The organism is Bacillus cihuensis, assembly GCF_000504145.1.
Lineage (GTDB): Bacteria > Bacillota > Bacilli > Bacillales > DSM-1321 > Peribacillus > Peribacillus huizhouensis.
This window is the reverse complement of sequence record NZ_KI632495.1, coordinates 1,631,347-1,655,590: the sequence shown is the minus strand read 5'-3', so window position 1 is coordinate 1,655,590 and position 24,244 is coordinate 1,631,347. Positions and strand designations below refer to the sequence as shown.

Below are 24,244 nucleotides of genomic sequence, written 5' to 3'. Positions count from 1 at the left end.
TGAAGGGGGAAAAAATTATGATAGATTTAACCGGAAAAATAGCAATTGTAACTGGATCTGCACGTGGACTGGGAAAAGGGATTGCTGAAAAATTAGCCATTTTAGGTGCGCGGGTCGTCATTACTGATATTAATCCAGAGGGAGTTGAACAAGCCACTAAGGAGCTTCAGGCCAAAGAGTATTTGGTTGATTCCTTTGTATCTAATGTAGCTGATCGAGAACAAGCTAATAATCTCGTTCAATATGCAATTAGCAAATATGGTAAACTTGATATTCTTGTTAACAATGCTGGGATTAATCGGGATGCCATGCTTCATAAAATGAAACCAGAACAATGGGATAGCGTGATTTCGGTAAACTTAACAGGTGTATTTAACTGTATGCAACCAGCGGCCATTCAAATGCGTGAACAAAAAGATGGTAGGATAATCAACATTTCTTCAGCAAGCTGGCTAGGGAATATTGGGCAAGCCAATTATGCAGCAGCAAAAGCTGGAGTCGTGGGATTAACAAAAACAGCTGCTAGGGAATTAGCGAAATATAATGTTACCTGCAACGCAATTTGCCCAGGTTTTATTGAAACAGATATGACCCGAGGTGTGCCCGAAAATGTTTGGGATCTAATGATTTCCAAAATTCCAATGGCACGGGCTGGTAAACCTGAAGATGTAGCCAATTGTATTGCATTTCTCGCATCTGAACAGTCTTCTTATATTACTTCAGAGGTTATCAATGTAGGTGGCGGTTTTATTATCTAATTAAGGAGAGAAAATCTATTATGTTCAATAAGGTTGTTTCAGCAAAATCTGCAGTAGATTTTATTAAGGATGGTTCGACCATATCTTGTGTTGGATTTACCTTGATGGGAGCTTGTGAAACGATCCTCAAGGAAATAGAGAATCGTTTTTTTGAACATAGAACTCCTTCTCAGTTAACGCTCATTCATTGTGCTGGGCATAGTGATCGTGTAAATGGGATTCAGCACCTTGCGCATAAGGGACTTGTAAAACGGATTATTGGTTCACATTGGGGTTTAGCCCCTAAATGGGGGGAACTGATCCACGATAATGAAGTAGAAGCTCATTGCCTACCACAAGGACAAATGACGCATTTATTCCGGTCAATGGCTTCCGGAAAATCTGGGAATTTTTCGAAAGTAGGTTTAGGTACATTTATTGATCCGAGAATTGAAGGTGGATTAATGAACGATAAGGCTAAACAAACTGGAAGTTTTGTGGATGTTATTGACATTAAAGGGGAAGAACATCTGTTTTATAACGCTATTCCTATTGATGTGGCTATTATTCGAGGGACGACGGCAGATGAGAACGGAAATGTGACGATGGAAGATGAAGCGATTAAACTTGAGGCAATATCAGTTGCCCAAGCTGTAAAACGTTATGGAGGAAAAGTGATTGTTCAAGTTAAGAATTTAGCCCGTCGAGGGTCTTTGCATCCCAAACAGGTTGTCGTTCCAGGAATATTTGTGGATGCCATTGTACTAGCTGAAGAGCCTGTTCATGAACACCGTCAAACTTCTTCTACTTTCTTTGATCCTGTATATTCTGGGGATTTAAAGGTTGCCGAGAGTACTCTTGAGCCAATTCCTTTAACGGTTCGAAAAATCATTGGCCGCCGCGGTGTGATGGAACTTTTTCCACAAGCAGTTGTTAATCTAGGGACGGGGATTCCGGGGGATACAATTGGTCCGGTAGCAAGTGAGGAAGGTATTCTTCAGGAAATTATCCTAACTGTAGAATCTGGTGTGATTGGCGGTGTGCCTGCTGGAGGAACGGATTTTGGTATTAGCAAAAATGCTGAGGCTATTATTGAACATCCCTATCAGTTTGACTATTACAATGGAGCTGGTGTTGACATTACTTATATGGGAACAGCAGAGGTAGATGGTAAAGGGAATGTCAATGTAAGTAAATTCGGTTCACGTGTTGTTGGGTGCGGTGGGTTTATTGATATTACTCAACCGGCTAAAAAAGTTGTTTTCGTTGGCACATTTACAGCAGGTGGTTTAGAGATAGAAATAAAAGACGGAAAATTAAAAATTATTAAAGAAGGGAAAAACAAAAAGTTTCTCAATCAAGTACGACAAATTACATTTAGTGGTCAGTATGCCAGAGAAAATCAACAACCTGTGTATTTTATAACAGAGCGTGCTGTTTTCAGGCTTATTCCGAATGGAGTTGAGTTAATTGAATATGCACCGGGAATTGACATTGAAGACGATATTTTAGCCCAAATGGAATTTCAACCGGTTATTTCTCCATATTTAAAAGAAATGCCTTCTGTAATTTTCAAAGAGCAGGTTATGAATTTCAAAGACTTGTTCTACTATTTTAGTGAGTCAGCATCAACAGAAGTTCATCCAGTAAGTTAACGATGAGATTATTTAACGGACTTGCTTTTAATAAGTCTATGTTCTCAACAAACTTAAGAGAATAAGAGATACTCAATTTCTCCTACGACATAGAAATGATTTAATTATTTTTTTAGGGGTGAATAAAATGGTTCAATCACTAAATGCTAACGACCTAGCCAGAGAAATTCCCGATGGAAGTACGATTGCTTTAGTTGGATTTGGGGGAATGGGCCAATGTGATAAAATCTTGCGAGCTATTGGTCAGAATTATAAAGAAACAGGAAAGCCAAACGATCTTACAGTTTTTCACACCGCTGGACAGTCAGACAAATCAAATGGAATAGAACATATCGCTGAAGAAGGACTCATTTCACGCGTAATTGGAGGGCATTGGGGACTTGCTCCTAAAATTAGGAAGTTGATTGAAGAGAATAAGATTGATTGCTATTGTTGGCCACAAGGTCAATTAACCCATTTGTTAAGGGCGATGGCCAATAAATTGCCTGGACAAATCTCCCCAGTAGGTCTAGGGACTTTTGTTGATCCACGGGTTGAAGGCGGTAAATTCAATGAACGAACGAAGGCAAAAGAGGACCTTGTCCAAATGATCACAATTAGCAATGAGGAATTTTTGTTATATCCTTCTATTCCGTTTGATTATGTTTTCATACGTGGTACAAGCATCGACGAAAATGGAAATATTACAACGGAAGAGGAGCCTTTAAAACTGGAAATTCTGTCGGCAGCACACGCAACCAAGGCTTATGGTGGAAAAGTAATTGCTCAAGTTAAATATTTAGTCAACAAAGAAACCTTACATCCAAAGAATGTCGTTGTTCCTGGATATCTTGTAGATGCCTTTGTCCTTGTTGAAGACGCAGTGACAGAACATCGCCAAATTCCGAGTGCGGTCTTTGATCCAGTTTTTTCAGGTGATGTTCGTACATCATTGGAAAGTCTCGCACCTATTGAATTAGATATTCGTAAAGTAATTGGTAGAAGGGCAGTACAGGAATTAACATCATCATCTGCTGTTATTAATTTGGGAATCGGAATTCCAGGAGATGTTATTGGTCCTATCATAAACGAAGAAGGATTAAACGACCGGATCACGTTAACTCTTGAATCTGGAATTATCGGTGGGATTCCATTGGGGGCGAACGAATTTGGAGTTGCTCGCAATGCAGATGCCATTCTAGATCATGAATATTTATTTGATTACTATCATGGTGCGGGAGTCGATCTCACATTCATGGGGGCAGCAGAAGTTGATCAAATTGGTAATGTGAACGTATCTAAATTTGGTACTAGAACAGTAGGGTGTGGTGGGTTTATAGACATTACGCAATCAGCAAAGAAAGTTGTCTTTTGTACGACCTTTACAGGTGGAGGATTAAAGACATCTATTCATAATGGTAAGCTACATATCCTTCAGGAAGGTACTATTAAAAAATTTACAAATTACGTTAATCAAATTTCTTTCAGCGGAAAGTATGCAACTGATCACTCAAAAGATGTTATGTATATAACCGAACGGGCAGTATTTGTTTTAACAAAGGCTGGATTAGAGTTAAAGGAGGTTGCTCCCGGTATTGATCTTGTGAAAGACATTCTAAATCAAATGGATTTTAAACCGATCATCTCTCCTAGTTTAAAAGAAATGGATTATAGTATTTTTGAGGATAAATCGATGAATATTAAGTATAACTAGAATCAAGGTAGCTGGTCCGTTTATATAGTTGTGCCTAAACAGTCGATATGGGCAATTAAGATTTAAGGGAAATATGAAAGAAGAAATCGCAATTCCCTCCAGTATTTTTTTGATTGATACCCAGGGATATAAAGGACAAGAAAGGAGTTTAATGTTTTTTGCAGATGCAGAAGATTTTGTTGGAATAGAAGATATCGTTAGTAAAATAACAAAGGCTTGCGTACATTCCCAAGTAAAAGTAAGGGAGAATAGCTAATATGGAGTTAATTCAGGTGAGCCTAATGTCTATTATCTATTGAACTTTACCGAAGATTGTAAGAAAAGGCTGAATAAATTTTCTTAAGCCCACCGTAATTATAATATATCCAGAAAGACAAGCGGGATTCTTATCAAAGACTTCCGTTTTTTATGTTATAGCATATTATATTTCTTATGAGGAAAAGCAGAGTGACATTACCACTTTATTTCCCAACATCCAACAAATCCCTATATAATAAAATAGTATACTTATATAAATCAAATTTTATTTTATATGTTAGTCACGAATCGATATTGATGTAAACTTTTTATTTCACTCGTAAAATTTTTGTTATTTTTCTGTGGAAATAGAGGAGGTTAAGCCAACTCTACGAAATATATAGTATGTATGAATATTTTAATAAGGTGGTTTGTTTACTATGGGAAGTCAAAAGTATATCCAAAAGGGCGAAAAAGAGTTCGTTAATGGGGTAACTAGGGCTGTAATGGAATGTGATGTGTCTAACAAACATTACCTTTTGAATGCTAGTGGGGTCCTTACTTATATCGTCTCCTCTAGAAACCCAAGGGTTAGACTTCAAGTTAATAGTGAAACAAAAGTTCTTTGTGTGTTTTCAAAAGGTCTTATTAGAGATTTTCATGAAAAAGCTGGCGGTACTGACGATCTGGCTAAACAATGGATTAAACGGGCAGTTAGAGATGTTATTGCTCATGGTAAAGATGTACCACGAATCGTTTATCCCGCATTAACGGGTAGTAAAACTCCCACTGATTGAAGTTTCATTTTCTCATAGAGCAACCGAGATTGGTTGTCACATAGATTTGGCGTGAAATGTCACCACTCATAAAGGAAGGAGACCCCGCAAAACTAAATACAGGATGAGATAACATACTGATTTAGAATGCGAGGTCTGATCTATATGAGTCATCTTAATTGAATGCGCTTACATAGCTATTTGTTAAATAAGGTCTTTACTCCTTGATAAATTAAGGCCAATGAAAAGACGATAACTGCTAAGACTCCGATGATTGTAGCGAATGGTTCTAAACTTGATAAAAATGTTCCTGCTAAGGACACTTTTATCAGTGAGAATCCAGCTAAAAGACTTGCTAAAAACACTAGGATCATTCTATCCATCATATCACCCCCTTTTTTACTAATATATGTGTATTTTGAGGGAATGAGTGTTTGTTTACCTACGTTCAACTTAATACGAATTTTATTTTTTCATGCCTGCCACCATTAAAAATAGGAGCAGCTGAATAGGGTGCTTTACAAATTTTCCGTTTAGGAATGGATGATAAAAACATTCATGAAATTTTGCAGCGGAAAGGCTGTATATAACTTTTCGTAAAAACGTAATGGTGAAAAGTGTACTTACAAAAAAACTGACGAATAGCCTAAATGAGTAGGATCGCTGCATTCTGGTATTGATGAGATCTTTGATAAAATAGATATCCAAAAAGATCAGATGAATCAAATCAAGGAGGCCGTTACCAATCTCATTGCACTTGAGGAGTCCCTTAAAGGAGCAGGGGGGAATGCCATCCGTGGATTTTACGAGGAATGTCATAAGCCGTTTTTATTGTTTTATGAAAACTTTCTTGTCGAATACGAACAAATCTTGCAGACAATCATAAGTGCATTAACGGGAGTCGAACCATCGAACCATGGATTCATTCTAAGAAATTGATATTGTTAACTGTAAGCACTTGATTGCATTGTAGGCAACAAGTGCTTTTTTGTGAGAAATTAATACTTTGGACAACATAAAAATGATTGTGTACGAAGGTGCTATACCGACCAAATCTATTTATATTTCAGAAATGCAACAAGATTGGTCAAATGTTCCAGAATTTATTAAGGAGTTCTATGATAGAAATAAACACCTCACTACGTCTAAATAGAAGAGATTTTCCGAATAGAAAGGTATTTTAGAATACAACTGGAATATTTATTATAGAATTGAAAGAAGAATCATAAGGGGCGATTGAATGAAGAAAATGATAGTGTTTGTTGTATCAGTTCTATTTATTGCCGTTTTTGTATTTAACAACAAACTTTTCTATCCTCCACTTCCAATGGAGAACCTTAGTAAAAAAGAAGCGGTAGAATTGCTAAATGATTCAAATAAAGAAATTGTTAAATTAGCAAGTGAAAACGGATATGAGTGGTATATCACACGCAGTGCACAAAGCATAGCAGACGAAAATATCAAGAAAATGCTAAGTCAAAATGGCTGGCTGTTCAAGCAAAAGGACGGAAGCGGACTTTTCTTTGAAAAACAAGGAGATCGTTTGATTGCCACGACGCAGAGGTGGACTGGTGATTATGTCTTGGTTAAAATTCCTGTCACATTTAACAAATAGTCAAGCAAATAAAATAGAATTGTTCACAAGTGTAGATCTAATTTCGCAAATAATTTAACAGTGCCAAAATATTAGAAATGTAGTGCTAGATCGCTGCTCGCTTTGATCATCATTTGTAAATTACTTCAAAGGGACCGAAATCTACTATAATAATAAGTTTTGATATTTTTGGTGTAATATGATGTTGGCCTTTAAGGCTAGATTATAAAATATGATTTGAAACATGTATAAACAAGCAATGTCTAACAGAAAAAAGGAGGGATTTACGTGAAAAATAAGAAGTATGTATTTGCAATAATAATGTTGTTCATATTCAATGTAGTAGGTTGTTCAAGTAAATCTGCAGAAGAGCCGCCAGAAATACCGCCAGATGCCATAGTAAAAATAAATGGTGAAAAGATCGAAACAGCTAGAGGCACTTATAAATGGGAATCAAAGGGTTTATTTTCAAATAAGACGGTTATTGCAGATGCTGCTTCACCATTGCAAATAGCTGAAAATATGAAAGCGGAAATAATTGATCAAAGTTCACTAGCTAATATAGAGTTTAACGATGGCTCCCTACCACAATTACAGGCATATATATGGGAAGAAGAAAACCGTGGTGAAGCATTACTTGTGAATCAACACCAAATCACCTTACCATCGAAAAAAGGAAAGTATGTAATTGAAATTTATGCTGAATGGACAAACGGTGACTCATCCTATACATTTGTCGTAGATGTACTATAATATTTTTCTTCAACAAACGGGGAGTTGGATCGGAAGGAAAAAGCTTTTCATATTGAAGTTTTAGTATGGCCCACTAAACAGTATACTAAAGAAAAAGGAGAGATTCTAACAATGTACGAACTAAAAACAAAAGAAACCGACAGTAGTGTCATAGAGTTTATTGAAAATGTCGAAAGCCCTAAAAAACGTGAAGATGCATTTAAATTATTAGATATTTTTACAGAAACGACAGGTTATCAAGCCAAGATGTGGGGACCGAGTATTATTGGATTTGGTTCCTATCATTACAAATATGCAACCGGTCACGAAGGTGATGCACCATTAGTTGGCTTTTCACCTCGAAAAGCTAAAATCAGTTTGTATTTTGCACCAGGTGACTCGAAACGCGAGGAATTATTAATGGACTTTGGCAAACATACTACAGGTAAAGCGTGTGTGTATATAAATAAAATAGCAGATATTGATGTTGACGTTTTAAAAGAGTTAATTAATCAATCAGTAAAGTTTTTGAAAGAAACCTATCCTAATCAGTAAAGCTTCTAAAGAAAACGGATGACTTACATTTTCAATGAGTTGACCAGTGGCGGGGAGTATGATTTCGGTATACATGACCTAGACAATCATTTAATAGAATTTTTAAGAAAACATAAAAATCGATCAGTAACTCTTGTTATTGATTGAACGGAGATGGCTAACGACTTTGAATCGTTAGTCATTTTTAAAATATTGTTGGAATTATCAAATTATTCATGATACGATTAACTTACTAAATCACATATAGGAATCAGAATCATATATATGATTTTAAAGAGGTGCACATATGTCCGTTAAATCTGCAGAGCGTGTTCTTCGAGTATTTGAATTATTAAGCCAAAAGCCACATGGTTTAACGATTAAAGAAATAAGTGAAACATTATCATTTCCACAAAGTAGTACATCGGGTCTGATTGGCACGCTTTTTAGAGAAGGGTATTTATCCCTTGATTCCGCTAATACATATAAGTTAGGGCCAAAGCTGATTCAAATTGGTAGCGCTGCCATGGAATCGTTAGATATTTCTTCTCAAGGATATCCCTTCTTAAAACAATTGATGGAAGATGTTCAAGAAACGGTATTTATGGCGGTGTTATCGGATCAGGATCTAGTCTACATCGCGAAGATTGACAGTAATCGTTCGATTCGCACGAGTGCACAGCCTGGTGGCCAAAAGCCTTTATATTGTACAGGCCTTGGCAAAGTCTTCTTAGCCTTTATGCCTGAACAAAATCGGCATACAATCTTAAACGCTGTGGAATTGCTTCCGATTACGAAGCAAACCATCACGGACAAGCAACAGCTACTAGAGCAGCTAAGAATCTTTTGGCAACTTGGTTATTCGATCGATGATGAGGAAAATGAAGAAGGGTTATTTTGTTTAGCTGCTCCGGTTTATGGAGCCGATCAAACGATTCAAGCAGCGATCAGTGTGGCTGGTCCTAAAGAAAGAATGAACAAACAAAAGGATAATATTGTAGAAAACTTGCTGCTGACTGCAAAAAAAATCTCAGCGAGTATTGGTTATATGGGAGCATAGCTGGTTTTTAAGAAACCCAGGCAGTTCGAGTCGGAGCAATAGTCACGACTGTCAATGGGGATATTGAAGGGCTGCCTGATAAAGATATGAATCGAACGCACAAAGAAGATGTCATTCCACTGATACACGAAAAGGAGTGGGTGAAATGAATGCCCTTACACAGATTTTAAATCATAAAATTATATCGATTGTCCGTGGTGCTAAACCGGAAGATACAGTCAAGATTGCTAAAGCATTACGAGATGGCGGCATCCGCTTGATCGAAATCACACTTAACTCGCCAAACGCCCTACAATCGATAGAACGCGTGAGTCAAGCGGTTGGGAATGAAATGGTTGTTGGCGCTGGAACGGTATTAGACCCGGAAACAGCTCGCGCTGCTATATTAGCAGGTGCAAAGTTTATCTTGTCTCCAACTGTAAATATTGAAACGATCAAAATGACGAAAAGATATGGGGCGGTCAGCATCCCTGGTGCGTTTACACCGACAGAAATTTTAACCGCCTATGAGTATGGGGCAGATATTATCAAAGTGTTTCCAGGTAGCATGGGGTCAAGTTATTTACAAGATATACATGGTCCACTGTCACATATACCACTCTTACCGACCGGTGGTATTACTTTAGCCAATATCGGCGAGTTTCAAAAAGCTGGAGCGATTGGCTTTGGAATTGGTAGCTCACTCGTCGATACAAAGCAGGAAGTGAACGAAGAATACTTAAAGGCATTGACGCAAAAGGCTGAATCCTTTGTTTCTGCCATCCGTTCTTAAACAAATATCTCGATCATACAGAAGGAGAGAGTGTGCTATGAAAATAACAGGATATGAATTATTCCAAGTACCACCGCGCTGGTTATTCTTAAAAATTGACACAGATGAAGGCATTGTGGGGTGGGGAGAACCGGTCGTTGAGGGAAGAGCAGCAACTGTCAAAACTGCCGTTGATGAATTAATGGAATATCTGATCGGCAAAGATCCACTTCATATAGAAGACCATTGGAATGTCATGTATCGAGCAGGTTTCTATCGTGGCGGTCCAATCTTAATGAGTGCGATTTCTGGGATTGATCAAGCACTTTGGGATATTAAAGGGAAATATTATAACGCTCCCGTCCATCAACTCCTTGGCGGTAAAGCTCGAGAGTCGATTAAGGTTTATTCTTGGATAGGTGGCGATCGTCCTGCTGATGTTGGCGAAGCGGCTAAAGACATGGTTGCGAAAGGATTTACAGCTGTGAAAATGAATGGGACGGAAGAACTCCAGTATGTAGATTCCTATGAAAAAATTGATCAAGTGTTAGCTCGAATTGCAGCCGTCCGCGAGGCAGTCGGACCTCATGTTGGCATCGGCATTGATTTCCATGGCAGAGTACATAAACCAATGGCGAAAATTCTTGCCAAAGAACTAGAGCCATTCAGACCGATGTTCATTGAGGAGCCTGTTTTGCCGGAAAATAATGAGGCATTACGAGACATCGCAAACCACGTGGCGATTCCGATTGCAACAGGTGAGAGAATGTATTCGAAATGGGATTTCAAAAAGCTGCTTACTGATGGCTATGTCGATATTATCCAACCGGATTTATCACATGCAGGGGGCATTACAGAATGTAAGAAAATTATCTCGATGGCCGAGGCTTTCGATGTGGCAGCCGCGCCTCATTGTCCATTAGGACCGATTGCTTTAGCATCCTGCCTCCAAGTAGATGCAACCTGTCACAATGCATTTATTCAAGAACAAAGTTTAGGGATTCATTACAATCAAGGTAGTGATTTACTAGATTATATTGTTGATAAACAAGTATTTGAATATGAAGATGGCTATGTAAAAATTCCAAACGGACCAGGACTAGGCATTGAGATTAACGAAGAACATGTAAGAACTATGGCAGAGGTTGGTCATAACTGGCGCAATCCGGTTTGGCGTCATAAGGACGGCAGTGTCGCAGAGTGGTAAGTGAACATATAGAGTGTAACGGGAAGAGTATAAAGAGTAACCTTTATGATGTGCCCCCAAAGAGTTAGACAGGATATTTCAATAGGCAGCTTGTTGGGTATAAGTTCGATATTGTACCGGAATCATGTCTTTAATTTTTCCATAATTTGTTTGTTGTTATAGTATTTGATGTATTCTCAAATGAAATAAAACTTAATGAACCCGGATATTATTATATACAAGTAAGAATTGAAGAAAATCCAAAACTGAATTTTCACCTAAGAATGAACACTTGGGCGGACTTTATTGTAGAAGTGAAATAGGATAACCGTTAAAAGATCTCTCCACTGTCTTAACAGCAGTTGAGAGTTTTTCTGTTTATAAGTGCAGAAATATTGGCTTTGGCGCGCAAACCTCAAATTTCCGGCTTTGTAATGTAGGTATTTGGGGGACGCATCTAAGAAAGGCTGTGATTTTTTGGTAAACCAGAATCTAATTAATGACTTTAGTATCTCTGAATTTATGATTAATAAAATTAAGGATGAAATGATCAGAAAAGTATTTCTAAATTGAAAAATTTATATTACATCCATTGTACCAAAGGAGGAGAAAGAGGTGAAAAACAGAATTAGTTATGTAAGATGTTTGTTAATTTAAGGAGCACCAACAGCGTAGTAAATGCTATTTAGAGGCGGTAGAAAACAAATCGATATAGGTATAACTGTGACAATGACCAACTTTGATGAACTAAAGTACAGGAACTACTTTTTCCAGGTAAATAAACAAGGGAACTAACATGGCGTAATTTAATAAGAAGGAGGAACAAAAGATGGAAACAAGTATGGAATCTTTAATTAATCAAAGTGATAAAAGATGGGTAGGAGAATTTCCACGAATCGGCATCCGACCAGTTATTGATGGTCGCCAGGGTGGGATTCGAGAATCATTAGAAGAAGTGACAATGAATATGGCAACGAATGTTGCGACATTTATACAAGAACAATTACATTATCCAGATGGAACTGCTGTTGAATGTGTAATCGCTGATACGACGATTGGTGGAGTTGTTGAAGCTGCACAAGCACGTGAAAAATTTAAGAAAGAAGGTGTTGCTGTTACAATTACTGTCTCTCCATCTTGGTGTTATCCGACGGAAACAATGGACCAAGACCCTCATACGCTTAAAGCGATTTGGGGATTTAATGGAACGGAAAGACCGGGAGCGGTGTATTTAGCGGCAGCTTCCTCTGCCCATAATCAAAAAGGGTTGCCAGTGTTTAATATTTATGGACACGATGTACAAGAGATGACGGATTCTTCGATCCCGGAAGATGTACAAGAGAAACTATTACAATTCACAAAATCAGCACTTGCAGTAACAATCATCCGCGACAAATCGTATCTTTCCATAGGCTCGGTCTCAATGGGGATTGCTAGTAGTATGGTAAATGAAGAATTCTTTCAACGATATCTCGGCATGAGAAACGAATATGTCGATATGAGTGAAGTCATGCGAAGATTGCAATTGGAAATTTATGATACCGAAGAATACGAATTTGCCTATACTTGGGTGAAGAAGCATTGTAAAGAAGGGAAAAATGGTCTTTTACCTGATGCACAAAGATCAGAAGAACAGAAAGAGAAAGACTGGAGAACCATCGTTAAAATGGCTCTAATTGCGAGAGATCTAATGATTGGCAATCCGAAGTTAGCGGAAAAAGGATTTGGCGAAGCAGCATTAGGTCATAATGCGATCGCAGCTGGTTTCCAAGGACAGCGTGCATGGACCGACTTTATGCCTACCGGCGATTTTATGGAAGCAATATTGTCTTCATCATTTGATTGGAATGGCATTAGGGAACCATTCATCATGGCTACTGAAAACGATACGTTGAATGGCGTGACAATGTTATTCGGGCATCTATTGACCAATGCAGCACAAATATTTGCGGATGTTCGTACGTATTGGAGTCCAGAGGCAGTGAAACGAGTCACTGGCAAAGAGTTAACTGGAGTGGCTGCGAATGGAATTATCCACTTGCTTAACTCAGGTCCAGCAGCATTAGATGGAACAGGTCAGCAAGAGAAAGATGGCAAGCCAGCCATGAAGCCATTCTGGGAAATCACAGAACAAGAAGCTCAAAAATGTCTGCAAGCGACAGAGTGGTGTCAAGCGGTTGATTTCTTCCCAGGTGGAGGCTTCTCTACCGACTATACGACTCGCGGCGGAATGCCTGTGACAATTGCTCGTATTAATATTGTTGAGGGACTTGGCCCTGTATTACAACTTGCAGAAGGTTATACGGTAGAATTAGAAGAAGATATGCATGACATATTAGATAAAAGAACAGACTCAACGTGGCCAACTACATGGTTCGTTCCTAAATTAACAGGTCATGGTGTGTTTAAAGATGTCTATTCAGTCATGTACAATTGGGGATCCAACCATTGTGCAGTAAGTTATGGCAATATTGGCGGCGACTTAATTACATTGGCATCAATGCTTCGTATTCCGGTTTCTATGCATAATGTGGAGGACAATCGCATATTCCGACCTAGTGCTTGGAGTGCTTTTGGTGCTGGGGACTTAACGGGCGCTGATTATAGAGCGTGTGAAGCGTATGGTCCATTATATAAATAAAGAATGCAAAATGGGGCTGTTCTAAAAAGGGTCTGCCCATTTTTGGACAGCTCTTCTTAATTATTTGACCGCTATGCTTGCAACCAAGAAAGGGGAAAACGATTTGACAAGAAAATATACGATCGGAATTGATTTTGGAACGGAATCAGGGAGAGTGCTATTGGTCGATGTTGACACGGGTGAGGAAATCGCCACACATGTGACACCTTATAAACACGGTGTTTTAGATGAGGTGCTGCCGAACGGAAAACCACTTCAACCAGATTGGGCGTTGCAACACCCAGGAGATTATTTAGATGTACTTTTTCAATCGGTACCTGAAGTGTTGCGTTTGATCGATAAGAAAGATGTAATTGGTATAGGGATCGATTTTACATCTTCAACTATTTTACCTTTAGATCAACAAGGAGATCCATTATGTTTGGATCCAAAATGGGAAAGCCATCCACATAGTTGGGTGAAGTTATGGAAACATCATGCAGCAAATAAAGAAGCAGATGAAATAACAAGTCTTGCCACAGAAAGAAAAGAAGATTTTTTACATCGTTATGGTGGCAAAATTTCTTCGGAGTGGATGTTCCCGAAGATTTTACAAATCATCAAAGAGGCACCCGAGGTGTTTGAAGCAGCGGACTTATTTATCGAAGCTTGTGACTGGGTCACGTATCGATTAACCAACAATCTAATTCGCAGTAGTAATACATGTGGTTACAAAGCATTTTGGAATAAAGAAGCTGGGTATCCGGAGGCTTCATTTTTTAAAGCACTACATCCGCGTTTTGAACATATTTTAGAAACAAAAATGCGTGGTGAGGTTCGGTCGATTGGTGAAAAGGCAGGAGAACTGACAAAAGAGATGGCTGACAAGTTAGGGCTCTTACCGGGGATTGCTGTTGCTGTTGGAATCATTGATGCTCATGCTGGGGTTCCAGCTGTTGGAGCCGTACACCCTGGACAGTTTGTATTAGCGATGGGAACGTCTACATGTCACATGTTAATAGCGGATAAAGAAGAAGCGATTGAAGGGGTTTGTGGCATCGTCGAAGATGGAATTATTCCGGGTTACTACAGTTATGAGACTGGCCAAGTTGCGGTAGGAGATTCCTTTGCTTGGTATGTAGAGCAAGCAGTACCAAGCTATGTTGTACAAGAAGCAGAAGAAGCAGGAAAAAGTGTACATCAAGTATTGGAGGAAAAGGCAACCAGGTATAAGCCTGGACAATCAGGTCTAATCGCCTTAGATTGGTGGAATGGCAATCGATCTGTCTTAGTCGATGCCAATTTATCTGGAACGATTATCGGACTTACTTTAGCTACGAAACCAGAAGAAATCTATCGTACTTTATTAGAATCGACAGCATTTGGGACTAGAAAAATTATTGAGAATTTTACAGAAGCAGGTGTGGAGGTCAAGGAACTTTTCGCATGTGGCGGACTTCCGCAACGAAATAAATTGCTTATGCAAGTATACGCTGATATTACCAATCGAGAAATTAAAATAGCTGATTCAAAACAAACAACGGCTCTCGGTGCTGCCATGTATGCTTCAGTTGCTGCAGGGGGAAAAAACGGTGGTTACGACACGATTTTTGAAGCAGCTGAGAAAATGGCCAAAGTTAAAGAGGAGGCTTTTGTTCCAATCGCAGAAAATGTGAAAATATATGATGAGCTTTATAAATATTATTTAGATCTTCATGATTATTTTGGTCGAGAGAAGTATGAAATCATGCACGGCTTAAAAAACATGAGAATGATCGAGACTGTAGAACCAGGACAGAATAACAGGAAATTAGAAGTGCAAAAGTAACAATCAGTGCCCGTTGTGTACAATAAACGACCAATGGGCCGTCTATTATGCACAAAACCGAAGGAGGGGCTATTCATTGAAACGAGTGATTAAATGGGGAATATTAAGTACGGCGAATATTGCACAAAAACAAATTATTCCCGCGTTACAAGCAGCGGAAAACAATGAGGTCTATGCAATTGCCAGCGAAAGTAACAAGTCAAAACAAGTAGCAGAAACATTGAATATCCCAAAAGCCTATGACAGCTACATGGAATTATTAGCGGACCCAGATATTGAAGCTGTATATGTTCCACTCCCAAACTCTTTACATAAAAAATGGGTCATCGAAGCTGCAAACAAGGGAAAACATATATTATGTGAAAAACCAGCAGCACTCCATTCTGCGGATTTAAGAGAAATGACAAATGCATGTGCCGAGAACAACGTTTTATTCATGGAAGCCTTTATGTATCAATTTCATCCGCAGCATCAACGTGTCAAAGAAATCATTGCAAGTGGAGAGATAGGAGATGTAAAGCATATGCGAGCAGCCTTTACATTCCAGCTTGATTTAAATAAGAGTGACATCCGGATCAATCCTGAATTAGGCGGCGGTAGCATTTTTGATATTGGCTGCTATTGTATTCATGCGAGCCTTTTTTTATTAGATCAAGAACCAAAAGAAGTCTATGTATCTGGTAATATTACTGCAAATGTAGGAGTTGACTTAACGGCTTCTGGGCTACTAACCTTTGACAATGGTATTACCGCAGGATTTCATTGCAGCTTTGAAGAGCCGATGACCCATCAGTATGAAATTTTTGGAACAAAGGGCGCCATTCGTGTTCCTTTCGCTTTTCGTCCAGATTTAAGAGATGGCGAAGGGATCATTTCCATAACAGATGAAAACGGAGAAGCAAGAGAAGAACATGTGTCTGGGGATCAATACCTCTTACAAGTCGAGCATTTCTCAACATCTATCCTACAACAACAACCGATTAACAAAGGTAAACTAAGCAACAAAAATTTAGGTGTCATTGAAGCTTGTTATCAATCATTAAGAACGAAGAGTCCTGTAAGGGTAGAAAAAGTAAAATGATCTTAAACGAATGAAAGAGAGAGTTAAGCAACCTTTAGTCCTACATTTATCCCGCATTAACGGGCAGTAAAACCCCCACTGGTTTTGAAGTTTCACTTTATAAGGTATAAAGGTTGTTTACTTTCTTTTGGAACACTTAGTTAATATGCACACCTGGAATTTTATCAAATTGGTGCCTGGCACTCGAAATGTTTTTCTTTAAGTTCACCGAAACTTTACAATTTCCTAAATATTCCTTAATGAAATGATTGTATAATTTTACAAAAATCGATCATTTTTTTAGGGGGAAGTATGAAGAACAAGAGATTTAGGGTGCTTATGTCGTATATATTAGTTTTTAGTCTAGTATTACCGAACTTTATTTTAATTACTCCAATCATTACCAATGCGGAAGAACTAGAAAAAGTTTCTATTCCACAGGTATCAACCGGGGAAGGTTCCGTACATACTGATTCAAGCACTGAACCTATAAAATCAACATTGGAAGGAACGGACGAATCAGCAGATTCGAGTAATTCTGTAACCGAAACTACTCCTTCACCAGAAACTACTACAGTAGAAGATTTCAATAGTCTCCCACATTTACTGATAACTGAGATTTCACCAGATTCCGCAGGAACGGACAATTATGAGTTTTTCGAGCTCTATAATAATACGAATCAACCGTTACTATTAAATAACTATTCTTTTATTTACCGTTATTTGGATACAGGTGTGGAAAAACCATTTCAAATTCCGAGTAATATCACCATTGAACCACAAGAGACATTCGTATTTTGGTTCAATAATACTGGAAAGACTTTAGCTGAATTTAATGCACAATTTAATATAAACCTGACTGAAGACAAAGTCATTCCATTCAAGGATGTATTCCCTGGTTTTGCGAATGGGGGGAATCGTGCACTTGTTATTAAAGATCAAACAGGGAAAGAAATCATCTCTGCAGGTTATCTTCCTGGGGAGACCGATAATACTGGGAAAGTTGTTCAATTCAACTATCCAAAAACAGGAACGGAAATGGAAAAATTCCAAACGCTTGCAAATCCGACGCCAGGAGCAATTGTACCTGTGCAAGTTCCTGCAACAGCGGTTATATTACCTGAAATAATAGAAGACACAGTGGCACCTGACATTCAGCATTCTGCAGTGAAAAATAGTGAAGCATACACACCTATTAGGATCGAAGCGGCTGTTACAGATGATAAAGCTGTACCTTATGCCACCCTTCATTTCAAAAAAGAAGGGGATGAGCAATTTACATCAATATCGATGACTGCTACCCCTGAAGATTCTTCTAAATTTTCAGTGGAAATTCCTGCTGAAACAGTTGAATCTGATTTGATTTATTATATTGAAGCAGCAGATGGAAAAAATATCACTAAAACGTCAGAATATAATATTGCAGTCGCAAAACCAGTAGTAGATTACAATAAATTGCCTGACTTCCTCGTTACAGAAGTAGTTCCTGATTCAGCAAATGTCGGAGGGGCTGACGGCTATGAGTTTATTGAAATCTACAATAATACGAACAAAGATATAAATTTTAAAGATTATAAGATGCAATACCGTTATGGTGAAGACCCGAATAGTGATGTTATTTGGGAATCTGTACCCGATAATGTTGTGATTAAATCAAGAGAAACTCTTGTATTCTGGATTATTAATGAACAAAATGAGAAGAAAACGGTAGCTGATTTTAATGCAAATTACAATTCAAATCTAGTAGAAACTGAAGATATTGTCAGAATCTACAGCGCTGGAATGGCTAACGGTTCTGTCCGAGGACTTGTCGTAGCGACCAACACAGGATTTGAAAGCTCGGTTGCATATTACAATGAAGTAACTGGTATTGATGACACATATCCTGATAAAGGGATTACATACAGATATCCAGTAGATGGGTCAAACAAGATGATCAAAATAAGTGCAGGAAAAAATGCTGCTACACCTGGGAAAGTCCAATCAGGTCAAGTCCCTGCAAAAACAGTTGAAGTACAGGATGATAGTGTATCTCCTACAGTGGAAGATTTGACGGGTAAAACTGAAATAAAACAATTAGAAGATTTAAAGATTAAGGCTGATGCCACGGATAATGTAAAAGTAAAAACGGTTGCCCTGTATTATAAAAACAATGAGCAAACAGAATATAAAAGGGCATTGTTACAGCAGGATTATAATGATTTACTGTATCACTATACAATTTACTCGCCTGATTTAATTGGGAAAGAAAACATTGAGTATTATTTCATTGTTTCTGACGGAGCGAATGAAGTAAAAAGTAATACATACAAAGTGAAGATTACAAGCGATAAAAATCCTGACAAGTTAAGACTCAATGTAAAAAATGGAGATTTTCTTTCAGGAGAAGAAATTATTAAAGGTTCTTCGAGTGATGCAACACAGGAAAATGTGAAGCTATTTATTGATGAGTCTGAGTTAAAGGAACAGACTTATTATGCTCTTGAAGATGAAAGTTATCTTGCATTTGAAGTAAGTAATGTAAATACTTTCTTCCAAAACGGAGTGACTATGGGGGATGAGGTATTACGCATTTTTGATGACGGAATTATTGATTGGCAAACAATCACAATTCCGATACAACCGGAGAAAATAAAAATTGGCGAAAACACCTTTACAATCCGTTCTGGTGATAAAGCTTCACCATTCCCTTCGAATGCAGGAGAGAACAGGGATGATTATAGTTTACGAAACGTGAGATTAGTTCTTACTGACGGGACAGTAATAAATGATCCTGTTTATACAGATCCTGATAAGGTGATTGCAATGAAAGATGATAATCCAGCAGTTAATTTCACATTTTCTCTACCAGTAGAAAAAGCTCCATCAAAGGCATATAAGTGGAATACAACTACAGTATCGGATGGTGCTCATACGATTAAAGTAAGCGATCCAGTGAATGGCGAGCGGACGGCTACCGTAAAAGTAGACAATACTGCTCCTGTTATTGCTCCTTCAATTGAGAAGAATAAGGAATATAAAGGCGAATTTATTATCGATCCATCTATTACCGATGAGATAGCTGGTATAGATAAAGCGGAAGTTAAGCTGGACAACGAGCCAATAACAGTTCCGTATAAAACTTCCTCATCACAATTAGCACCAGGCAACCATGAGCTACTGATTACTGCAATTGACAAAGTAGGAAACAAAACAGAACTTTCAATCCGATTCTCTGTGGTCGACGAATTACCGTCTAAACCAGAGCTCCTATCACCGAACGATGGTGATCCAGGTGTAAAAGGATCTCCAACTTTGAAAGTAAAAGTGACTGATCCTACGAACGATGATATGAACGTGAGTTTTTACAAAGGCTTCACATATAATGCAGCAAATAAAGATTATGTAAAAGCTTTTAAACATGCAGCCGATGTAGAGCCACCACAAATGGCAGTTCCAGAAGGTGAAACATCCTTTACCGATGAAGACATCTCAAAAGTAACAGCTTCAGATGATGAATATTTGATGACAGATTCAACTACGCAATTCCCGTACCACCGTTTTGATGTAACACTGGACAGATCAGTTGATGAGGATGATGTTGTTGAATTATCGTGGGAAGGTCATTCACTAATAGGTAGAAAAGTAACGATGTATGCATGGAATCATACGAAAAATAACTGGATGGCAATCGATTATAAAATTGCAGGAGAAAGTGATTTTTCGTTAAAGCAAACCGTTCCTGTAAACGAGTATGTAAAGAACAGTAAAATCAACGTAATGATACAAGATGAAATTCCGGCTTCTCCAAACGATTATGACTATACATTCGTTTGGATGTCCGATACACAATATTATTCCGAGAGCTATCCGCATATTTATGAAAGACAAACACAGTGGATTGCGGAAATGCAAGAAGCATTAAAAATTAAATATGTCATCCACACCGGAGATTTAGTAGATGAATCAGATAAGCAATACCAATGGAACAATGCAGATCAGTTTATGAAAGTCCTAGACGATGCAAAAGTACCATATGGAGTTCTAGCAGGAAACCATGACGTAGATCACAAAACAGGTGATTATACAAATTACTCTCAATACTTTGGTGAAGATCGTTTTAAAGACAAACCATACTACGGCGAATCTTACAAAAATAATCGTGGTCACTATGATTTAATTTCAGCTAATGGTAATGACTATATCATCACGTACATGGGCTGGGGAGTCGATGACGAATCAATCGCTTGGTTAAACGAAGTTTTAGCGGCTTACCCGGACCGAAAAGCAATTCTAAGCTTCCACGAGTATTTATTGTCAACTGGAACAAGACACCCGCTTGGAGAAAAAATCTATAACCAAGTGGTAGTGCCCAACACAAACGTCATCGCTGTATTAAGTGGCCATTACCATGAAGCTCAAACGCTGGTTGATTCAATCGATGATGATGGGGACGGAACACCGGATCGTCAAGTCTACCAAATGCTTGCCGATTATCAAGCTGGTCCAGAAGGTGGACAAGGCTACATGCGCCTGCTTCACTTCGATACCGACCAAAACAGAATTCTCGTAAACACATATTCTCCTTATCTGAATGATTACAATTACTATGACACAGACAAATACGCAGGAAAAGATGAGTTTGTCATCAACCTGGATCTTCAACCACAAGAGAAAAGAGTCGCGACTGACAGTTTTGAAGTCAACGTTTATACCAATTCTGATATAGGCAAAGTAGAAAATGTGAAAAGCGGCAAAACTGCACAAGTAGATTGGAAAGGGCTACCGGCAAATCATACGTATTCCTGGTATGCTGTTGCTGAAGATATTTACACCGGTAGAACAGTTTCTGACATCTGGTCATTTAGAAAAGGTAATCCTAAACATGAGGTAGAAAAAGAGAAATTCAGCGGTAAGTAATAAGAATAGTCCTTAATAAAGCCTGAACCTAACATAAAAGGGTTCAGGCTTTATGACTACAATAGGGTATGAAATAATGGATCTGGTTCTAAGTCTGTCTAAAACCAGGAACTAAATAGAATTCCTCGAATTTGTTGCGGATGCTTAACCTCGTTTTAAAAGTTTGAAAATACTGTAGAGTTCGGATGAAAAAGTATAGTTTTTTCGATTGGAATAATGTGCCTACTTTGCAAACTGTAAATTTTTATTGAATGCTAGATAGTGCTTGTTGAGTTTAACGTCGACTCCTCGGTGAACAAGATTGGCTTCGTCACACAAATCTAATTACCGGCTCGTATGATGGAGAAGCTAGGAAGATGCACGAAACAAAGCTACCTATCTACTAAGTTTTTTGCTTATCACCACTCGATATTTGTCAAAACTTTTTTCGAATATGCCACTATTATGTATTTTAGTATTATCTTGCTGAAATCAAGCTTCCTATACAGTATTTAACGAGAGAAAATCAGAATTGTTATCTTATTAGTTGATTTCTTCAACAGTTTTACAGATTAAGCAAAAACAGAGAGTCAATTCAAATAGACTCTCTGTTTTTTTACGCCCAAAATAAAAGCGCTTTCAACCGCGTAATCCATGTCTCCAACAGGTTGCAGATGCTTAATATCCTCTTAAAGTGTGTGAAAATACTGTAGAATAATGTAGATTTTTGCGGTATACTACATGAAAACAAAAAATATTCTAAAAATATTATTATATCAAAAGAATATTAATAAATAGATTATAAGTTCTTTAAGTTTGAGAATAATAAGTTTTTCGATAAAATTGAACTTTTTTATGTATACAATTATCGGGATTGATTGTATTTAAATACGAAATTTGGTATTGAAATGCAAGGGGAATGTCGGGAATTGTTATGGGAAGGAGCTTTCATATGAGCGGTGAATCTGTTTTAGAAGTAAAAAATCTGCGTACTTCTTTTTTTACGGATGATGGAGAAGTGGCGGCAGTAGATGATATTGATTTTTATATTAATAAAGGAGAAATTCTGGGGGTTGTTGGGGAATCGGGCTGCGGGAAATCGGTGACTTCGTTATCGATTATGGGCTTAGTCCCAAGTCCTCCTGGCAAAATTGTCGGTGGAGAAATTTTGTATAAAGGCGAGGATTTAACGAAGGCATCGGAAAAACGGATGCGGCAAATTCGGGGCAATGATATTACGATGATTTTCCAGGAACCGATGACGTCTTTAAACCCGTTGTTTACAATAGGGAATCAGATTATGGAAACGATTCGCTTACATAACAAGTGGAATAAGCAGCAAGTGAAGGAACGAGCGATTGAAATTTTGCAAATGGTTGGCTTACCTCGCGCGGAAGAATTGCTAAATGAATACCCTCACCAGTTATCTGGCGGCATGCGTCAACGAGTTATGATTGCGATGGCTATGGTCTGTAACCCGCAATTGCTAATCGCTGATGAGCCGACTACTGCTCTAGATGTCACCATCCAAGCACAGATTCTTAAGCTTATGAAAAAATTAAATCATGACTATCAAACAGCGATTATGATGATCACCCATGACCTTGGCGTAGTAGCTGAAGTTTGTCAGCGCGTTGTTGTCATGTATGCTGGAAAGGTCGTTGAAGAAGGAGATATTGCGACGATTTACAAAAGCCCGAAGCATCCTTACACTGTGGGCTTAATTAAATCTGTGCCTGATATGCGAAAAAAAGTCGATCGGCTGTATTCGATTCCTGGAAATGTTCCAAAGCCAGGAAGTATTAAAGAAGGTTGCCGTTTTGCTGCACGATGTGAACATGCGTTTGATCGCTGTTTTACGGAAACACCTGAACTGTATCAAACCGGAGAAGGGCAAAAAGTAAGATGCTTTCTTTATGAACAACAAGGAGGTGTTTCCAAATGACGAAGCCGATCTTACAGGTGGAAAATGTCAAAAAATACTTTCCGATTACGGGCGGGATTTTAGGTAAGAAAATCAGTGATATGAAGGCTGTTGATGGTGTTTCTTTTCATGTGAATGAAGGAGAAACATTAGGGATCGTTGGCGAAAGTGGCTGTGGCAAGTCGACAACAGGCAGGATGTTGCTTCGGTTAATTGAACCGACAGAAGGAACAATTCTCTTTGATAATCGAGATCTTCGAGCGCTCCCGAAAAAAGAAATGAGAAAAGTAAGGCGTCATATTCAAATGATTTTTCAAGATCCATATGCTTCTCTTAATCCGCGACATACAGTTGAGAAAATATTAGAGGAACCGCTGATTGTTCATGGAATTGGCAATGAGGCTGAACGAAAGAAAAAGGTCAGCGATATGTTAGAGGTAGTAGGGTTAACAAGTTATCACGCAAGACGTTATCCTCATCAATTTAGTGGTGGGCAGCGGCAACGAATTGGCATAGCCAGGGCGTTAATGACCAATCCGAAATTAATTATTGCTGATGAACCCGTTTCAGCGTTGGATGTGTCGATTCAATCGCAAGTTCTCAATCTATTGAAAGACTTGCAGAAGGAGTTTCAATTAACGTATATCTTTATCGCCCACGACCTTGGCGTTGTCCGTCATATTAGTGATCGAGTCGGGGTCATGTATAAAGGACGGATGGTGGAGTTAGCTGACGCTGAAAAAATTTATCAAAATCCACTTCATCCATACACCCAGCAATTGTTAGCTGCGGTACCTATTCCAGATCCGGAATATTATCAAGCCGATGAACAAGCTGCGATTCAATTTGGCACACTGCCAAGTAAATATGTCATCGATGATTCTTGGATGAATATTGACTCAGAACGTGATGATTTAATTGAAGTTGCGCCAGGCCATTTTGTGGCTTGTCGATTGAAGTAAGAAAGCACTTAGATATG

General features: G+C 38.4%; 19 protein-coding genes. 18 read left to right on the top strand and 1 reads right to left on the bottom strand.

All coding sequences use genetic code 11. The annotated features are described in order from the left end of the window. Window positions 1-17 precede the first annotated feature (17 nt). The 5 genes from fabG (at window position 18) to V179_RS0113765 (ending at window position 5,119) form a co-directional block, all read left to right on the top strand. Window positions 18-758, top strand: coding sequence for a 3-oxoacyl-ACP reductase FabG (gene fabG, locus V179_RS0113785; RefSeq protein ID WP_028391986.1), 741 nt, complete (start codon window positions 18-20; stop codon window positions 756-758). 20 nt (window positions 759-778) lie between these two features. Continuing rightward, window positions 779-2,392 (top strand): acyl CoA:acetate/3-ketoacid CoA transferase, encoded by a 1,614-nt coding sequence (locus V179_RS27935; RefSeq protein WP_051404953.1) that lies wholly within the window; start codon window positions 779-781, stop codon window positions 2,390-2,392. Window positions 2,393-2,519: 127 nt separating this feature from the next. Continuing rightward, on the top strand, window positions 2,520-4,085 hold the full coding sequence (locus V179_RS0113775; RefSeq protein WP_028391985.1) for an acyl CoA:acetate/3-ketoacid CoA transferase: 1,566 nt from the start codon (window positions 2,520-2,522) through the stop codon (window positions 4,083-4,085). Window positions 4,086-4,158: 73 nt separating this feature from the next. Then, complete coding sequence (locus tag V179_RS0113770; protein ID WP_028391984.1) at window positions 4,159-4,341, top strand: hypothetical protein; 183 nt, start codon at window positions 4,159-4,161, stop codon at window positions 4,339-4,341. A 421-nt stretch (window positions 4,342-4,762) separates the two neighbouring features. Further along, window positions 4,763-5,119, top strand: coding sequence for a hypothetical protein (locus V179_RS0113765; protein ID WP_028391983.1), 357 nt, complete (start codon window positions 4,763-4,765; stop codon window positions 5,117-5,119). 176 nt (window positions 5,120-5,295) lie between these two features. Here the strand turns inward: V179_RS0113765 and V179_RS0113760 are convergent, their stop codons facing one another. Further along, a complete protein-coding gene (locus V179_RS0113760; protein WP_028391982.1) occupies window positions 5,296-5,481 on the bottom strand; it encodes a hypothetical protein in 186 nt (61 codons plus the stop codon). Between the two features lie 280 nt (window positions 5,482-5,761). Between V179_RS0113760 and V179_RS27930 the strand changes: the two genes are divergently transcribed. The 13 genes from V179_RS27930 to V179_RS0113695 all read left to right on the top strand — a co-directional run bounded on the left by V179_RS27930 (window position 5,762) and on the right by V179_RS0113695 (window position 24,227). Continuing rightward, window positions 5,762-6,037, top strand: a complete 276-nt coding sequence (locus V179_RS27930) for a T7SS effector LXG polymorphic toxin (protein WP_084552348.1) — start codon at window positions 5,762-5,764, stop codon at window positions 6,035-6,037. Between the two features lie 301 nt (window positions 6,038-6,338). Beyond that, on the top strand, window positions 6,339-6,713 hold the full coding sequence (locus V179_RS0113750) for a hypothetical protein (RefSeq protein ID WP_028391980.1): 375 nt from the start codon (window positions 6,339-6,341) through the stop codon (window positions 6,711-6,713). A 267-nt stretch (window positions 6,714-6,980) separates the two neighbouring features. Further along, window positions 6,981-7,445, top strand: a complete 465-nt coding sequence (locus V179_RS0113745; RefSeq protein ID WP_028391979.1) for a hypothetical protein — start codon at window positions 6,981-6,983, stop codon at window positions 7,443-7,445. A gap of 111 nt (window positions 7,446-7,556) precedes the next feature. Further along, window positions 7,557-7,979: a DUF1801 domain-containing protein gene (locus V179_RS0113740; RefSeq protein ID WP_028391978.1), complete on the top strand. Its 423-nt coding sequence runs from the start codon at window positions 7,557-7,559 to the stop codon at window positions 7,977-7,979. Window positions 7,980-8,265: 286 nt separating this feature from the next. Then, window positions 8,266-9,018 (top strand): IclR family transcriptional regulator, encoded by a 753-nt coding sequence (locus V179_RS0113735; RefSeq protein ID WP_028391977.1) that lies wholly within the window; start codon window positions 8,266-8,268, stop codon window positions 9,016-9,018. Between the two features lie 145 nt (window positions 9,019-9,163). Continuing rightward, window positions 9,164-9,790 carry a bifunctional 4-hydroxy-2-oxoglutarate aldolase/2-dehydro-3-deoxy-phosphogluconate aldolase gene (locus V179_RS0113730; protein ID WP_028391976.1) on the top strand — a complete coding sequence of 209 codons (627 nt, stop codon included), beginning with the start codon at window positions 9,164-9,166 and terminating at the stop codon, window positions 9,788-9,790. Window positions 9,791-9,827: 37 nt separating this feature from the next. Further along, window positions 9,828-10,976 (top strand): galactonate dehydratase, encoded by a 1,149-nt coding sequence (gene dgoD, locus V179_RS0113725; protein WP_028391975.1) that lies wholly within the window; start codon window positions 9,828-9,830, stop codon window positions 10,974-10,976. An 808-nt stretch (window positions 10,977-11,784) separates the two neighbouring features. After that, the gene (locus V179_RS0113720; protein WP_152534732.1) at window positions 11,785-13,596 is read left to right on the top strand and encodes an L-fucose isomerase; all 1,812 of its coding nucleotides are present in this window, start codon (window positions 11,785-11,787) and stop codon (window positions 13,594-13,596) included. A 103-nt stretch (window positions 13,597-13,699) separates the two neighbouring features. Further along, window positions 13,700-15,403, top strand: coding sequence for a ribulokinase (locus tag V179_RS27925; RefSeq protein ID WP_051404952.1), 1,704 nt, complete (start codon window positions 13,700-13,702; stop codon window positions 15,401-15,403). A gap of 85 nt (window positions 15,404-15,488) precedes the next feature. Beyond that, window positions 15,489-16,484 carry a Gfo/Idh/MocA family protein gene (locus V179_RS0113710; protein ID WP_326929553.1) on the top strand — a complete coding sequence of 332 codons (996 nt, stop codon included), beginning with the start codon at window positions 15,489-15,491 and terminating at the stop codon, window positions 16,482-16,484. Between the two features lie 291 nt (window positions 16,485-16,775). Next, entirely contained in the window at window positions 16,776-21,362 is a 4,587-nt protein-coding gene (locus V179_RS27920) for a lamin tail domain-containing protein (RefSeq protein ID WP_084552346.1), read from the top strand. Window positions 21,363-22,293: 931 nt separating this feature from the next. Continuing rightward, window positions 22,294-23,286, top strand: a complete 993-nt coding sequence (locus V179_RS0113700; protein ID WP_028391972.1) for an ABC transporter ATP-binding protein — start codon at window positions 22,294-22,296, stop codon at window positions 23,284-23,286. Further along, the gene (locus V179_RS0113695) at window positions 23,283-24,227 is read left to right on the top strand and encodes an ABC transporter ATP-binding protein (protein WP_028391971.1); all 945 of its coding nucleotides are present in this window, start codon (window positions 23,283-23,285) and stop codon (window positions 24,225-24,227) included. Before V179_RS0113700 ends, V179_RS0113695 begins: the two co-directional genes overlap by 4 nt. Window positions 24,228-24,244: the final 17 nt, after the last annotated feature.

What these genes read in the sequence shown, in the direction of transcription:
- V179_RS0113730 (WP_028391976.1), top strand. Translation starts at nt 9,164, where the DNA reads ATGAATGCCCTTACACAGATTTTAAATCATAAAATTATATCGATTGTC.
- dgoD (WP_028391975.1), top strand. Translation starts at nt 9,828, where the DNA reads ATGAAAATAACAGGATATGAATTATTCCAAGTACCACCGCGCTGGTTA.
- V179_RS0113735 (WP_028391977.1), top strand. Translation starts at nt 8,266, where the DNA reads ATGTCCGTTAAATCTGCAGAGCGTGTTCTTCGAGTATTTGAATTATTA.
- V179_RS27920 (WP_084552346.1), top strand. Translation starts at nt 16,776, where the DNA reads ATGAAGAACAAGAGATTTAGGGTGCTTATGTCGTATATATTAGTTTTT.
- V179_RS0113740 (WP_028391978.1), top strand. Translation starts at nt 7,557, where the DNA reads ATGTACGAACTAAAAACAAAAGAAACCGACAGTAGTGTCATAGAGTTT.
- V179_RS0113775 (WP_028391985.1), top strand. Translation starts at nt 2,520, where the DNA reads ATGGTTCAATCACTAAATGCTAACGACCTAGCCAGAGAAATTCCCGAT.
- V179_RS0113770 (WP_028391984.1), top strand. Translation starts at nt 4,159, where the DNA reads ATGAAAGAAGAAATCGCAATTCCCTCCAGTATTTTTTTGATTGATACC.
- V179_RS0113765 (WP_028391983.1), top strand. Translation starts at nt 4,763, where the DNA reads ATGGGAAGTCAAAAGTATATCCAAAAGGGCGAAAAAGAGTTCGTTAAT.
- fabG (WP_028391986.1), top strand. Translation starts at nt 18, where the DNA reads ATGATAGATTTAACCGGAAAAATAGCAATTGTAACTGGATCTGCACGT.
- V179_RS27935 (WP_051404953.1), top strand. Translation starts at nt 779, where the DNA reads ATGTTCAATAAGGTTGTTTCAGCAAAATCTGCAGTAGATTTTATTAAG.
- V179_RS0113760 (WP_028391982.1), bottom strand. Translation starts at nt 5,481, where the DNA reads ATGGATAGAATGATCCTAGTGTTTTTAGCAAGTCTTTTAGCTGGATTC.
- V179_RS0113695 (WP_028391971.1), top strand. Translation starts at nt 23,283, where the DNA reads ATGACGAAGCCGATCTTACAGGTGGAAAATGTCAAAAAATACTTTCCG.
- V179_RS0113700 (WP_028391972.1), top strand. Translation starts at nt 22,294, where the DNA reads ATGAGCGGTGAATCTGTTTTAGAAGTAAAAAATCTGCGTACTTCTTTT.
- V179_RS0113750 (WP_028391980.1), top strand. Translation starts at nt 6,339, where the DNA reads ATGAAGAAAATGATAGTGTTTGTTGTATCAGTTCTATTTATTGCCGTT.
- V179_RS0113720 (WP_152534732.1), top strand. Translation starts at nt 11,785, where the DNA reads ATGGAAACAAGTATGGAATCTTTAATTAATCAAAGTGATAAAAGATGG.